Consider the following 13,666-nt stretch of genomic DNA (forward strand, 5'->3'; position numbering starts at 1 on the left):
TACTTCCGATTGAAATTTGCTCTTCGTCACCTAACTAATACGTCATGTGGTGACATTTACCGTCTAATATCGGTGAATAAATGCAACTCAACTCAAAATTCGTTGTCAGATTGTCTACCATACGACGCATAGCTTTTTACATCTGCGTCGAGCTTGTTTATTATCAGCGCAGTATTTTAAAGGTTACTAAGAAATTATTATGCAATTAAAGAAGTGGTTAGTTGCCGTACCATTAGCAATGACATTGCTGACAGGATGTTCGGTATTGGAAAGACTGGTTTATCGTATTGATATCAACCAAGGCAACTATGTAGAACAAAGTGCGGTTGATAAATTAAAGTTTGGGATGACTAAAGCACAGGTTCGCTTCGTATTAGGGTCGCCAATGCTTATTGAAAACGGCTATCCAAACACTTGGTATTACATCTATCATCATACTCCTGGCCATGGCGAACCAGTACAGAAAGATCTGATTGTAAACTTTAATGACCAAGGCACGCTCGCAGACATCAGTGGTGACTTTCCAAAAAGTGACGCATTTTACGAGCAAATTCAGTAAACTGACTTTTGCAAAAAAACCTCCCGTTTGGGAGGTTTTTTATTATATAGAAATCATGTTAGTCAAACTTTGAGTAACTCACATGAGCTATTGGGTTAATATTAATCCTGCTTATTTTTACGTACAGAACTAGGCTTGCCACCGGTGACTGGGTCTGCACTCCCCTCGGTTTTAGCCTGCTCCGCCCGCTTACGGCGAATCTCTTTCGGATCGGCAAGTAACGGACGATAAATCTCTATTCGATCTCGATCTCGAACGGTCGCATCCAACTTCACGTTACGACTAAACACACCCACTTTGTTCTTGGACAAATCAATTTCAGGGTACAACTCCAATACACCGGATTGTCGAATGATCTCTTCTACCGTTGCGTGATTATTTACCACTAAGTTAAATACACGCTGTTCATGAGGAAGAGCATAGACAACCTCAACGTGAATCATATCTGACTCAATACTCATAACACTCGTAGACCTGTTTTGCGCGTTTAGTAAATGCATTTACCATATTACTAGTAAGCTCGTTAAAAATCTTACCGAAGGCCATCTCAATCATTTTACTTGAGAATTCAAACTCAAGCTTTAGTTCAACCTTGCAAGCTTGTTCATCTAGCGCGGTAAAAATCCAACCACCACGCAACGTCTTAAACGGGCCATCCACCAAGTTCATCATAATTGCCTGACCGGGGATCAACTCATTTGAAGTCGTAAACGTTTTGCTGATTCCAGCCTTCGCCACATCGACAGAAGCCACCATACCATTCCCCGAAGACTCAATGATTCTAGAGCCCGAGCAACCAGGCAGAAATTCAGGGTATTTAGCAACATCATTAACCAGATTGAACATCTGTTCGGCGCTAAAAGACACAAGCGCAGAACGGCTGACTTGCTTCATACATACTCCTATCGATACATGTACAGATTTAAAGCTACTCGCCAATTTTACTTTTATTCCACGATTGCGCAAATAAAAGGATTTCCTATCCGATATCCAACCCGTATAATGACGCTATTATGGCAAAGAAAAAAACGAAACAAAAAGCGGGTAGCAATACTATCGCGCTGAATAAAAAAGCTCGCCACGAGTATTTCATCGATGATGAAATCGAAGCTGGCTTGGAGCTCCAAGGTTGGGAAGTGAAAGCCCTTCGCCAAGGTAAAGCCAATATTTCTGAAAGTTACGTATTTATGCGTGACGGTGAAGCCTTTGTGAGTGGCATGACAATCACTCCTTTAAATCAGGCATCGACACACGTTGTGGCGAACCCTACACGTGTGCGTAAACTACTAATGAGTCGTCGTGAGCTGGATAACCTATTCGGACGTGTAAACCGTGAAGGTATGACATTAACGGCCCTCTCACTGTACTGGTCTCGCTCTTGGGTGAAACTAAAAATTGGCGTAGCAAAAGGTAAAAAGCTGCACGATAAACGTACGGATCTAAAAGAAAAAGACTGGGCAAGAGAAAAAGCACGCGTAATGAAGAGCGCGCTGCGTTAATCTTGACCACTTAAACGCATAGTACTGGACAGCCAATGCTTTTCTGTTACTATGCGAATATTACCTGGGGCTGATTTAGGATTCGACGGGAATTCAGAAGTCTGAGGTGCATGCCGAGGTGCGGTAGGCCTCGTTAACAAACCGCAAAAAAATAGTCGCAAACGACGAAAACTACGCACTAGCAGCTTAATAACCTGCTAAGAGCTCTCTCGCCCTAGCTTCCGCACGTAAGACGGGGAATAACGAGGGATCAAACCCAAACGCGCTAGCCCGGATTCTCCCGCCTGAGAGATGAACGGCGAATTTTAATTCAGGCTAGTCATTCATTAGCGTGTCGGTTCGCAGGTGGATGGCGAAATTAAAGATCGACTAAGCATGTAGTACCAATGATGAACGGTTTTCGGACGCGGGTTCAACTCCCGCCAGCTCCACCAATTCTACATTTAAAGACGTCCTAGGGCGTCTTTTTTTGTACCTGCAACAAAGAAAAATCAATGACTTACCATCTTATTACGTCTAATGACGTCCTACAGCTTCTTTGATTTTTAGGTACATCGAAAGGTACACTGCTCTGGTGTACCTATTTTGATGGACCAATCATGGCTAAAGTAACGACGAGATTAAGTGATAAAGAGATCAAATCAGCTAAACCCAAAGAGAAAGAGTACATTCTTTCTGATGGCGATGGTTTACGTCTACGGGTGAAACCAAATGGCTCAAAGCTTTGGTTGCTAAACTATACACACCCCATCAAAAGAAAACGCACTAACCTAAGTCTTGGTAAATACCCAGACCTCTCCCTTGCTAACGCTCGCAAGTCCTCGCAGGAAGCAAGAGAACTACTCGCTCAAGGGATAGATCCTCAAGAAGATAGGAAGCGACAGCAGCAAGAGCACAAAGCCATCCACCAGCACACGTTTATCAATGTGGCTAAAGAGTGGTTTGAGATCAAAAAGGACGACGTCACTACAGGTTACGCCGTTGATATCTGGCGTTCTCTTGAACTGCATATCTTTCCGACTCTATCCAATACACCAGTCAAAGAAATCAGTGCTCCCCATGTTATCGAGCTATTAAAGCCTATCGAGGCCAAAGGCAGCCTAGAAACCGTAAAACGCCTAGCACAACGTCTCAATGAGATAATGAACTTCGCAACAAATTGTGGCTTGGTTCAGGCTAACCCATTAACTGGTATCAAGGCCGCTTTCAAGAAACCCAAAAAAGAGAACATGGCAGCTCTCAAACCAGCTGAGCTACCAGAGCTTATGGGTGCCATAGCTAACGCCAGCATTAAGCGCACGACGCGATGCTTAATCGAATGGCAGCTTCATACCATGGCAAGGCCAAGTGAAGCATCTGGTGCTAAATGGGAAGAAGTTGATTGGGATGAGAAGGTGTGGACTATCCCTGCTGAACGAATGAAAAAAAGAAGAGAGCATCGTATTCCACTAACAGAACAGGCGCTGGAGTTACTTCTGGTAATAAAGCCGATTAGTGGCCATCGTGAATTTATTTTCCCCTCTGACCGAGATCCTAAAAAGCCATGCAACAGCCAAACGGCAAATATGGCGCTTAAACGTATGGGATTTGCAGGACGCTTAGTCAGCCACGGCCTACGCTCGCTGGCTAGTACAACACTCAATGAACAAGGTTTTGAAAAAGATTTAATTGAAGCAGCTCTAGCGCATGTGGATGATAACCAAGTTCGCAGTGCCTACAACCGCACCGATTACTTGGAACGCCGCCGGCCAATGATGAGCTGGTGGAGTGGGCATATAGAAGAGGCCGCCAAAGGCAGCCTCTCTGTGACAGGGACTAAGCAACTTAGAAGAGTTTACTAAATTCGTAGGAAATTTATTTCATCCCCTATCAAGTCATAGCTTTCCGGTAGCTCATCTCATGTAACATGAATTTGAGCATTTCTGTGATAACATCGAATTGAGCTGTTGGAAACCAAATTGGAGTAATTCCTATGTTCAGCAGCTCTTGATTCCTAGTCGTTAGCAAGTTCTCATCAAACTCGTCCTGCTCACAAAAAGGAACCTGTTCAATAGAAAAGTGTTTGGGTAGAGTAATACCATCTTCTCTGGCCCGCTGCTTAATTCGCCGAAAAACCTCAACTGTTCTATCATTATTTAGGCTACAGCCTAAAAACAATAAGCTTGAGTTAGAGAATGTTGATTTAAGGAACTTGGGAATAGGCAACGTCAGGTCAATTTGACCAATGCCATATGCTGCATTGTAGTGATTTTGACTCATAATACAGTGTTGAGGAGTATTGATATCACCATGAAGTTTAATCACTGATACTTTGTCCACATCACGTAATTTATCTGGTTCTCTGTTATCAATCACCTCTACAGGTTTACCCATTTCATTTTCGTAGGCACATTCAAGCAACCTGTCATAATTCGTCGTAATCACCGTATCCGTAAAGAGCTTGGCTATTATCTGTGTAGTTTCAGGAACCTGTTTTACGTGACAGAAAGCATCTTCCAACTCTTGTTCAAATGCCTCAAAATAACCTTGCTCCTCAATTTTATGGATTACCTTTTCGTATTCCCCGTTAGTGATTAGTTGATCGACTTCCTCCCCATTTAAGCCTGCTGTCCTACCCTGTGCTTTTAAGTGTTCCTTCCACGTTGGAAAACCACCATCTTTAGATAAGCCTGCACCAATAAATGGTACAACCTCTTCTTTTTCAATGAGGTTAAGCAATTGTAGGAGACGGTTCTCGTTTCTTTCATACCAATGTTTGGAGTCACAAAGCCCAGTTAGCCATTCTGAACTTAAAGCTTGTTGCATAAATTGCTGTCGATATTCGTTTAAAACAGCAAAATATGCATTTTTGTCACCTGCAAAAAGCGCCTTGCTAGGTGAAGCAAACTGATCAATTTGCAAATCCTCTCGTTTAGCTTCCGCTAAAGCGTCTTCGCCTTCAAGCCAATCATTGAAGTCTGTTAAATAATCAAACTGGCTATGGCCGCCTTGATGGCACCAAGAACTATTCATCGCCCAAGTCCTCAGTCCACGTGTAACGCTATGATAGCATCAGCAAGTTGACGCTGGACTCGCTGGCTATCACGAAGACGCTGTTTTAATTGTTCGCAGATTAATGTCAATTCATCCACCTGTTCGACAATACGTTTCTGCTCCGAATAAGGTGGAAGAGGGAAAGCGAAACTACGTACTTTTTTTCCGTTCAGTGCAGGTTGCGCACCACCATGTCCATCTTGTCGATGGGAGCTATACTTACTCTTAGCCCATACCCAAACATATTCTGGGATAACGTATTCTTCGTTAAATACAAACGCTGCAACGTTTTGATTTGTGCATGCATCTATCCCTAAGATTGCTGTTTGTCCGCGAGTTTTCCCTTGTCCAATAATTGCCATTAATAGGCTTCTCTTGGGAATAATTGACGTACTGGAATGGTTAAAGCCTTCCTCTGTTATTTTTTCTGCTGTATCTTGAATAACATTGTTTGCAACTTCTCCAGAAGAAACCCAAGGTATATTACCATTCCAAAATTTAGCCTCATGCCTTGATGGGGTGCTACCTAACCGGATGTCGGCAAAATCTTGTACTACTATCCGTTCCCAACTATTCGGAATGTCACCAACATCACCAATAGGTGTTACTTTTGGGTGATTCTTAATTTGCTTTTCTTTGACAAGCTGCGCTTTTTCTTCAACGATACGTCCTAGCAATACCGATGCTGGTTCATCATTCGGATCTTGTGGGACAAGCTTACCCATTACCGCCAATTGCAGAATGGTTTGTTTAAGTTGCTCGATGCTCTCTTCGGTGGTGAACAGAGTATCGAAATGTTCGCTGATACGCGCCCAATTTTGCATTAACTCATCAGCGTCGGCTGAGTTGGTTAGCGTATCCAACAACGTGCTCACCAATACCTGATGCGCTTCAATACTTGCTTCGGTTTGTTGCTCTAGTTGGTCGCAGAGAGTCATGAGTTCATCAACTTTAGAGACAATGCGGTGTTGTTCATTCAATGGTGGAAAAGGTAGAGGGTTACCTGCAAAGAAGTCCTTTGGAACACGCTTTTGCCCTGCTGAACCTGTCATTTTAGTTTCACCAACTTTCAGAAACATTGGCGCTTTCAAATACAGCAACACGAATAATGGGTCAATAGTTCCCTGCACAGGTCGAGCGACATGAAGCTCTGTTGTCCCAGAACCAATACTATTTTTCAATCCAGAAAAAACGGCGGCTTTACTATTTTCAAAACAGGGGGTTATCTTTGCAAGCGCAATATCGCCATCACGGAAGTGTGTATAACCTTTCTTTATGTCTTTCCACTTCCTAACTTCAGCACTGTGTTCACCTTTATAACTAGTAGTGATCATAGGCATGGGAACAAATGATGCTTCAGACTCATCATCAACGTCATTATTTCTCGGCCCAATCTCTGCTAACTCAGATAGCCTTGTCCATTCCCATCCGACAGGCAAATCAAATAAGACTTCATCATCACTAACTTTTCCAAGTGATTTCTGTTTCTTAATCTTTTTATCTTTCACCAACTGCGCTTTTTCAACCGCAATTCGCTCAAGCAAAACCGAAGCTGGCTCATCATCTGGATCTTGTGATACCAACTTACCGCGTACCGCCAATTCCAAGATCAACTCACGCAGTTTCTTCACACCGTACAGTTCTAATTTTTTGCTGCTACCACGACCGGAGGCAGACTTGGTTTTAACCGCTGACGTCCACGTATCAATGTGCTGGGTAATCATCGTTTCAATAGAAGAATGGTCAACTGACATGATTACGCCTCGCTGCCTGTTGATAATTCCAGTGCTTCACCCAAGATGATTTTGAGCTGATTTCGAAGCTGCGAAATCTCTTGCTGCTGCTGTTGGTAGTTTTCTAGTAGTTCTTGAGGATCATGCGTGACCACTTCACCTTGGTGTGGATTTTTAATATCTAGGTTGAAGTTGCGTTCGATAATCTCTTCAATCGATACCTTCCACGCATATTCATTTTCAACACGTGCCGCAAAACCGTCTGACTCTTCGCCCCACCAATCCATTTCTTGTTGGAACTCTTCAAACTTCATCGGTTTGGTTTTGCTGTAGTTCTTTACACCTTCTGGGTAAGGGTGTTCATAGAACCATACTTCTTTAGTCTGTTTGCCTTTAGTAAAGAATAGAATGTTGGTTTTAATGCCCGTGTACGGGTTAAACACACCATTAGGTAAGCGCACGATGGTGTGCAAGTTACACTCTCTAGTAAGCTCTTCTTTTAGCCTAGTTTTCATTCCTTCACCGAACAGAAAGCCATCTGGCAAAACTACGGCAGCACGACCTTCTTTTTTCAGGAGGCGCACTATTAAGGCCATAAACAAGTCGGCGGTTTCACGAGTGCGAAACTTTGTTGGAAAGTTATTTTCTATACCATCTTCTTCCATCCCCCCAAAAGGTGGGTTGGTAACTATGATATTGACACGATCTTTTTCTGTATAGTCCTTATACGGTCGCCCTAATGTATTATCGTGCTTGATTTGATGAGGCGTATCTATACCATGCAAGATCATATTGGTCATACACAACATATGTGGCATGGACTTTTTCTCAACTCCAAAGATGGAATCGGCCAAAGTTTTCTCATCGGATGTTGTGCTTACGTAGTTATCTCTTTTATGATCGATAGAACAGCTTAAAAAACCACCAGTCCCACACGCTGGATCCAGCACTGTTTCTTCTAATTTAGGGTCGATACGGTTAACAATAAATTTTGTAACAGCGCGGGGGGTGTAAAACTCCCCCGAGTTACCTGCACTTTGTAAGTCTTTAAGTATTTGTTCATACATATCACCGAACGTATGACGGTCATCGGTATTATTGAAGTCTATATCATTAATCTTATTCACCACCTGGCGTAATAACGTCCCAGATTTCATAAAGTTAATGGCATCTTCAAATACCATTGCAATTACTCTCGCGTGAGCACCTTCATTATTTTGAAGGTGAACGTTGAGGTTAGTTTTTAATGTGGGAAATAACTTTTCATTAACAAACTTGAGGAGAGTGTCTCCTGTCATCCCTTCTGGGTCTTCAGCCCATTTACGCCAACGCAGCTCATCAGGAATTGGGGATTTAAAATCTTCATCAAAAAACTCCTTTTCTTTTTCACGATCATCGTAGATTTTGAGAAAGAACATCCATACGAGTTGGCTGATCCTCTGAGCATCACCATCAACGCCAATATCTTTGCGCATGATGTCTTGAATAGATTTAATAATGCCAGAAATGTTACTCATTTATGCTGATTCCCGTTTGTAGATCTGTTGTTCTAACTCTGCAATTGCAGCGTCATAATGTTGCTTGCCACCAAAGACATCATTAACAATTTCAATCGGTGTTCCTAGCTGGTCAAATGGTTTGAGCCTCAAAACTTGACCGGACTCTATACTTGTGATGTCTTCGTCGCAGTATTTTTCAAGGAGAGCTTCTAGTACCTGCTTTGCTTGTTCGCTGTATTTAGAAAAGTAATTTCGTTTAACAACATTTTGCGCTCGCTCTCTCCTAGTTAGTGGAGGCTGATCATACGCAATGTGGCATATCAAGTCGAAGATACTGAAGTCTTTACCTACTTCCTCAGCCAACTGTTCTGCTTTGATGCCTTTTTTCTCTAGTTCATCAAGAATGACCTTTTTCTTTTTGCTGTCATTCCACTTTTTAAGGAAGTCATCTAAAGAACTGAATTCATTAGTAATCGTCTTTTTACTGAAGTCCCGATAAGATTCTGTTGTAAAGCCCCCACCGTCTTTTCTCACCATCTCCCGCTCTGCAATAATTTTTGCAGAAACATTGCTGGCGTACTGTTTAAAAACTGGCGTACTTTCCTCACCATCTTCACCACCATCATAGTCTTCATCACCAGGTTCTGGCTCAGGATCCGGCGGAAGAGGGTCATCATCATCAGATGGTTCATAAATGATGACTGGTTCACCATCAAAATGCTCATCATGAAATAGTTCAGTTGCTTTTTTGAAGTCCATAATCGTGAAGTAATACTTGTTATGTTCTTCATCTATTCGTGTGCCACGACCAACAATCTGCTTAAAGGTACTCATGGCGAGTACCGATTTGTCCAATACAATGAGCTTACAAGTCTTAGCATCAACGCCTGTCGTTAACAGTTCCGAGGTGGTAGCTATAACCGGATACCTGCTTTCAGGATCAATGAAGTTATCGAGTTCTGCTTTTCCTTCATTACTATCGCCAGTAATGCGCATAACATACCGACTGTCCTCTTTTACAAACTCCTTTGCCTCGTTGGTTATAGCCTTTCTCATCCTCTCAGCATGCTCGATGTCTTCACAGAAAATTATCGTTTTCGCATAAGGGTCGTAGGCTCTTAGGTATTTCATTACTCGCTTAGCAATGAGCTTAGTTCTTTGATTGAGCACCAAAATTCTATCAAAATCTTTTTGGTTATAGGTTCTCTGCTCTATCTCTGAACCTAAGTCATCTGTAGCACCAGGCGGAGGCGTCCAGCCTTCAATATCTCTATCGATGTCAATTTTAATGACCTTGTACGGTGCTAGAAAACCATCATCAATACCTTGTTTTAACGTGTATTTATAGACAGGTTCTCCAAAATACTTAATGTTGAATTCTGGATTAACAATTTCTCCATCTACAGGCCTTTTTTCTTTGGGCGTTGCGGTTAAACCTATCTGAGTAGCACTATCAAAATAACTAAGAATTTCTCGCCAATTCGAGTCTTCTTTCGCACTACCTCTATGACATTCATCAATGACAATTAGATCAAAGAAATCAGGGGAAACTGATTTGAATATTTTGTCACTTTCATCTGGTCCTGTAAGTGCTTGATATAGACCGAGATAAATTTCATATGACGGATCTATCTTACGGTTTTTTATTTTGCACATCGCCGAACCAAAGGGTTTAAAGTCGTTCATCAAGGTTTGATCGACTAAAATATTTCGGTCAGCTAAGAAAAGTACCTTTTTGGCCTTACCGGCCTCTCGCAGACGATGGATAATCTGAAAAGCGGTGTAAGTTTTGCCCGTACCAGTAGCCATAACCAATAATATTTTAGGTTGCCCTTTGGCTACCGCCTCTACTGTTCGGTTAATCGCCTCCATTTGATAATAACGCGGCTCTTTACCCGAAGAATCGACATGATAAGGCTGTAGAACTACGTCCTCCATACCATCTTCTAAGTTGTGGTATTTTTTATATCTTTGCCACAGAACACTTGGCACAGGGAACTGTTCCAATGGAAACTCAGTCTCCATATCTTCGTGTTCTCCAGCTACTTTATTGTGAGAGGCAAAAGCGTCTCCATTAGAGCTAAACGCACTAGGCACCTCAATAATATCGGCGTATCCTAACGCCTGCTGCATGCCATGGCTCGGAGTGAATTGATTACGCTTTGCTTCAACTATCCCAATTGGAACACCAGGCTCCCAAAACAAAGCATAGTCAGCATATTTACGTTTATTGGTCTTTCTAAAAGAAGCGTTACCTCGGACGGCAATAGGCCCCGGCGTCAATGGAAATTCACGACGAACTTGTTTGAGCTGATCCCATCCTGCATTTTTGATTGCAGGCGTGATGAACAAGTCACATATGTCCTGCTCACTTAAATTTAGTTTTTCTTTTTTGTCCATTTTCCACCTTCTGACTAACAATCCACGCTTCAAGGTCTTCACGTTTAAAGTGCCATGAGTCACCAACCAGCTTTCCTTCACTGGCAAGCCGATAGGCAGCTTTTTCGGTAAGCTTCAGATTCGCCATCACCTATTTCAATGTAAAAATTTGATCTTTCATTTCATGGCGTTAGCGTTCAATGATTACTGTTGCCTAATTTAATAGTGAGAGAATATGGAAAAATTCGAGAATGGGCAATGTTCCGGGGGGAGTTATGAGACTGAATGCCTTTGTCAAAGACAAATTTGAAAGTAATTCTGAGCTACCAGAACACCATTATCTAGTACGCTTTGCGGCATAGAGACAAAAGTGAGCAATATAAAACAAATCACACTGCAAAGTAGCGTCAATCTATAGTCTTCTGATTCAGTTTGTTCCAGTGCCTTTTCACTGTGGCAATACCTATGCCTAATTCTTCTGCAGTTTTAGATTGAGATAGCCCCTCTGCTTTCTTTGCTTGTACCGAAAGAGTGGTCTTATAGGCTTCTGGTCTACCAAGCTTTTTGCCTTGAGCCTTGGCTCGCTCAATCCCTTCCTTTGTGCGTTCTCTGATCCGGTTTCGCTCGAACTCCGCAAAGGCCGAGAACATTTGGAGCATTAATTTACCCTCAGCACTTGATAGGTCAGCTACAGGTAAATCTAAGCAAACAACCTTCACACCTTTGCCTGTAAGCAGATTGATGGTGTTTTGGACGTCAATGTTATCTCGTCCTAATCGGTCTAGCTTCAAGACCACCAGCATATCTCCGTTTTCCATCTGATGGTTGACTAGCATCTTAAATTTTTCTCGCTTCATTGCTTCAACGGAACCAGAAACCGTTTCACTGATGACACGAGAATCACTCACCTCATACCCTTTTTGGCGAATAGCAATAATTTGATTCTCTGTGGATTGCTCTGTTGTAGAAACACGGCAGTAGGAAAAGACTCGCATTGGTCACTCGCTCCAGTTAAAGGTATCAAATATAGGGGTATCATATACTTTTGGTATCATAAAATCTAACCCCTACTTTTTTGATTCCATGTTTTGTTGTGGCAAGCTGGCATCAACATACGAATGTTTTTTGATACCAGCTTGGTCAGAACAATTTGATGGGTATTACTTGTTTCCCATCATTTGTTGAAACTGCATAAATTGCTTGAACTGCTCTTCCATATCTGGAGCAGTGTTTTCAGCTGGCTTAGCTAGCTTTCGCAATAACTCTGCTTGCTTGTAATCAGGCACATCACCATAGCTGTAAAAACTAGTCAGCACACTTTCATGCCCTAAGTTTTGGCTCCATGCCTTGAACTCTTCAGGTGTTCGGCAAAGCCGCTCGCCCAATCGCACCAAAGTGTTCCGGAAACTGTGAGGATTAAAGTAAGGCAACCCAGCAGCTTCAAAGGCTTGTGCAAAAGATTTGCGGATTGGGTTCGCGTTGCTCCAATGCTCTTCAAGTAAACCAATAACCTCAAACTGCTGGTTAGCGTTATGTGCCAACTTAGTTTTAGGAAACAACGGCGAGTTTTGCTTGAAACCTAGCTCCTGAACCAAATAATCAATCCATTCACTCAAAATCTTTAGTGGCAGCTCGCCGACAGGAAAAAAGTATGTTGTGAATGTTTTGCTGAACTTTGTATTCACATCCCTTGCGTCCTGATAAAAGCTTTGTTCAACAAGGTCAATATGTTTTATCTTTGCTGAAGCAACCGCTCCGTCCCTTGCTCCTGTTAAGATAACGAATGCCATTAAAGCTCTATCACGCATTTCAATGACCGTCGAGCAAGGCATAAGCTCCAAGGTTTGCTTGATCTGTTCTATCGTGGCCACATTTCTCTTACGCTTTGCGTTAGCGATACGCGTATCTTTTTCCGATAAGTTGAAATATTCAATATCACTGTAATTGATTTTTGATCTATACCCTTTTTGCGTAACCAGATATTGGAAGAACGACTTCAAGTGACGAGTTGCTGTCAGCACAGTTGCTTTACTTAATGTCTCACCTGTAGAAATGGACTTTTTGCTGAGAAGGTGCTTCTTAAACCCAATAGCGTGCTTCGCCCTAAACTTCTTAAAATCAACATAACCAGTATATTCCTCAAAGCGATTAACTGACTTAAGAACGCCATCAATAGTTGAGTCATCTAAGCGCTTAGCTTCCTTTAAATACTTGGTAAATTCATAGATAATTCGTGCATTATTTGTACTATTACTTTTCATCACTAAAAACTCCATTGAAAGGACAATTTAAGAGGTTTTGTCCTCTTAGGATTAAGTGTTTTTCAGCTATCGGTAATTTACCCTCAAGTTCGAGCCAAATATCATTCACTTTTCGCCACGAAACATACTTGTTCATTCGACATCCACACTCTTCACACAAGCCTGTCATGTGAGCCATTCCTGCGGGTTTAGCAATGAAAAACACTGACTCAATGCTTGGTTTCATTGGTTGTTTACATCGAAAACAGCACATCTCATGCTCTTCGCAGTCGAACATAATTGCTTTGCGCTTTTGTTTAAAGTGAACCTTCAAATCGGCACCATTTATTAATAGTGGGCGTTTTTTATCGACTACAGGTAAACCAACACGAATCCAATTACGCACTGTTTTAGGGTGAACCCCTAACGTTTCACTGATATCAATAACGGTATAGTTGCGATTGCTTTTTATGCAATTAGGTGAATTTCGTTTAGTCATTATCAACCGCCTTAGATGCAGAAACGCAAGCATCGAGCCATTTTTCAATATCGACTTTTAGCCATCCAACTGCACGTTCTCCTAGTGAAATAGATAGCGGAAAACTTCCCTGAGACATGCGCAAATAGATAGTACTGCGAGATAGACCTGTCATATCGATAACTTCAGGTAAACGAATGATTTTATGAGACATAAAAAACCTCTTGGTTGTTCATAGGACAGCCG

The 13,666-nt window shown here is 42.1% G+C and carries 14 protein-coding genes and 1 other RNA gene; 4 read left to right on the forward strand and 11 right to left on the reverse strand.

Translation table 11 applies throughout. The annotated features are described in order from the left end of the window. The first annotated feature begins 199 nt into the window (after positions 1-199). The gene (gene bamE, locus R7Q48_RS12015; protein WP_017820585.1) at positions 200-559 is read left to right on the forward strand and encodes an outer membrane protein assembly factor BamE; all 360 of its coding nucleotides are present in this window, start codon (positions 200-202) and stop codon (positions 557-559) included. Between the two features lie 101 nt (positions 560-660). Here the strand turns inward: bamE and R7Q48_RS12020 are convergent, their stop codons facing one another. Together R7Q48_RS12020 and R7Q48_RS12025 are read right to left on the reverse strand one after the other, a co-directional pair. Continuing rightward, positions 661-1,020 (reverse strand): RnfH family protein, encoded by a 360-nt coding sequence (locus R7Q48_RS12020; RefSeq protein ID WP_025768875.1) that lies wholly within the window; start codon positions 1,018-1,020, stop codon positions 661-663. Continuing rightward, complete coding sequence (locus R7Q48_RS12025) at positions 1,010-1,453, reverse strand: SRPBCC family protein (protein ID WP_005381641.1); 444 nt, start codon at positions 1,451-1,453, stop codon at positions 1,010-1,012. Before R7Q48_RS12025 ends, R7Q48_RS12020 begins: the two co-directional genes overlap by 11 nt. 119 nt (positions 1,454-1,572) lie before the next feature. Here R7Q48_RS12025 and smpB point away from each other — a divergent pair, with 119 nt between their 5' ends. From smpB to R7Q48_RS12040, 3 genes are all read left to right on the forward strand, one after another. Beyond that, positions 1,573-2,058, forward strand: coding sequence for an SsrA-binding protein SmpB (smpB, locus tag R7Q48_RS12030; RefSeq protein WP_005381642.1), 486 nt, complete (start codon positions 1,573-1,575; stop codon positions 2,056-2,058). A gap of 66 nt (positions 2,059-2,124) precedes the next feature. Next, positions 2,125-2,492, forward strand: a transfer-messenger RNA (tmRNA) gene (ssrA, locus tag R7Q48_RS12035). Between the two features lie 165 nt (positions 2,493-2,657). Further along, the gene (locus R7Q48_RS12040; RefSeq protein ID WP_318132302.1) at positions 2,658-3,899 is read left to right on the forward strand and encodes an integrase domain-containing protein; all 1,242 of its coding nucleotides are present in this window, start codon (positions 2,658-2,660) and stop codon (positions 3,897-3,899) included. Positions 3,900-3,927: 28 nt separating this feature from the next. On the opposite strand, the gene R7Q48_RS12045 is transcribed toward R7Q48_RS12040, so the two are convergent. The 9 genes from R7Q48_RS12045 to R7Q48_RS12085 all read right to left on the reverse strand — a co-directional run bounded on the left by R7Q48_RS12045 (position 3,928) and on the right by R7Q48_RS12085 (position 13,634). After that, positions 3,928-5,070: an SIR2 family protein gene (locus R7Q48_RS12045; RefSeq protein ID WP_318132303.1), complete on the reverse strand. Its 1,143-nt coding sequence runs from the start codon at positions 5,068-5,070 to the stop codon at positions 3,928-3,930. An 11-nt stretch (positions 5,071-5,081) separates the two neighbouring features. Next, complete coding sequence (locus R7Q48_RS12050) at positions 5,082-6,845, reverse strand: restriction endonuclease subunit S (RefSeq protein WP_318132304.1); 1,764 nt, start codon at positions 6,843-6,845, stop codon at positions 5,082-5,084. Between the two features lie 2 nt (positions 6,846-6,847). Then, positions 6,848-8,341: a type I restriction-modification system subunit M gene (locus R7Q48_RS12055; protein WP_318132305.1), complete on the reverse strand. Its 1,494-nt coding sequence runs from the start codon at positions 8,339-8,341 to the stop codon at positions 6,848-6,850. Then, complete coding sequence (hsdR, locus tag R7Q48_RS12060; protein ID WP_318132306.1) at positions 8,342-10,723, reverse strand: EcoAI/FtnUII family type I restriction enzme subunit R; 2,382 nt, start codon at positions 10,721-10,723, stop codon at positions 8,342-8,344. Beyond that, the gene (locus R7Q48_RS12065; protein WP_318132307.1) at positions 10,692-10,850 is read right to left on the reverse strand and encodes a DNA-binding protein; all 159 of its coding nucleotides are present in this window, start codon (positions 10,848-10,850) and stop codon (positions 10,692-10,694) included. The genes hsdR and R7Q48_RS12065 overlap by 32 nt, the downstream gene beginning before the upstream one ends. 259 nt (positions 10,851-11,109) lie before the next feature. Further along, positions 11,110-11,697 (reverse strand): recombinase family protein, encoded by a 588-nt coding sequence (locus R7Q48_RS12070; RefSeq protein WP_318132308.1) that lies wholly within the window; start codon positions 11,695-11,697, stop codon positions 11,110-11,112. A gap of 165 nt (positions 11,698-11,862) precedes the next feature. Continuing rightward, on the reverse strand, positions 11,863-12,963 hold the full coding sequence (locus R7Q48_RS12075) for a tyrosine-type recombinase/integrase (RefSeq protein ID WP_054700821.1): 1,101 nt from the start codon (positions 12,961-12,963) through the stop codon (positions 11,863-11,865). After that, on the reverse strand, positions 12,953-13,441 hold the full coding sequence (locus R7Q48_RS12080) for a helix-turn-helix domain-containing protein (RefSeq protein WP_012842096.1): 489 nt from the start codon (positions 13,439-13,441) through the stop codon (positions 12,953-12,955). The genes R7Q48_RS12075 and R7Q48_RS12080 overlap by 11 nt, the downstream gene beginning before the upstream one ends. Continuing rightward, positions 13,434-13,634 (reverse strand): helix-turn-helix transcriptional regulator, encoded by a 201-nt coding sequence (locus R7Q48_RS12085; RefSeq protein WP_012842097.1) that lies wholly within the window; start codon positions 13,632-13,634, stop codon positions 13,434-13,436. Before R7Q48_RS12085 ends, R7Q48_RS12080 begins: the two co-directional genes overlap by 8 nt. Between the last annotated feature and the right edge of the window lie 32 nt (positions 13,635-13,666).

This window comes from Vibrio sp. 378, assembly GCF_033339435.1.

Coding starts and splice junctions, on each gene's coding strand:
- bamE (WP_017820585.1), top strand. CDS start 200: ATGCAATTAAAGAAGTGGTTAGTTGCCGTACCATTAGCAATGACATTG.
- R7Q48_RS12020 (WP_025768875.1), bottom strand. CDS start 1,020: ATGAGTATTGAGTCAGATATGATTCACGTTGAGGTTGTCTATGCTCTT.
- R7Q48_RS12025 (WP_005381641.1), bottom strand. CDS start 1,453: ATGAAGCAAGTCAGCCGTTCTGCGCTTGTGTCTTTTAGCGCCGAACAG.
- smpB (WP_005381642.1), top strand. CDS start 1,573: ATGGCAAAGAAAAAAACGAAACAAAAAGCGGGTAGCAATACTATCGCG.
- R7Q48_RS12040 (WP_318132302.1), top strand. CDS start 2,658: ATGGCTAAAGTAACGACGAGATTAAGTGATAAAGAGATCAAATCAGCT.
- R7Q48_RS12045 (WP_318132303.1), bottom strand. CDS start 5,070: ATGAATAGTTCTTGGTGCCATCAAGGCGGCCATAGCCAGTTTGATTAT.
- R7Q48_RS12050 (WP_318132304.1), bottom strand. CDS start 6,845: ATGTCAGTTGACCATTCTTCTATTGAAACGATGATTACCCAGCACATT.
- R7Q48_RS12055 (WP_318132305.1), bottom strand. CDS start 8,341: ATGAGTAACATTTCTGGCATTATTAAATCTATTCAAGACATCATGCGC.
- hsdR (WP_318132306.1), bottom strand. CDS start 10,723: ATGGACAAAAAAGAAAAACTAAATTTAAGTGAGCAGGACATATGTGAC.
- R7Q48_RS12065 (WP_318132307.1), bottom strand. CDS start 10,850: ATGGCGAATCTGAAGCTTACCGAAAAAGCTGCCTATCGGCTTGCCAGT.
- R7Q48_RS12070 (WP_318132308.1), bottom strand. CDS start 11,697: ATGCGAGTCTTTTCCTACTGCCGTGTTTCTACAACAGAGCAATCCACA.
- R7Q48_RS12075 (WP_054700821.1), bottom strand. CDS start 12,963: ATGAAAAGTAATAGTACAAATAATGCACGAATTATCTATGAATTTACC.
- R7Q48_RS12080 (WP_012842096.1), bottom strand. CDS start 13,441: ATGACTAAACGAAATTCACCTAATTGCATAAAAAGCAATCGCAACTAT.
- R7Q48_RS12085 (WP_012842097.1), bottom strand. CDS start 13,634: ATGTCTCATAAAATCATTCGTTTACCTGAAGTTATCGATATGACAGGT.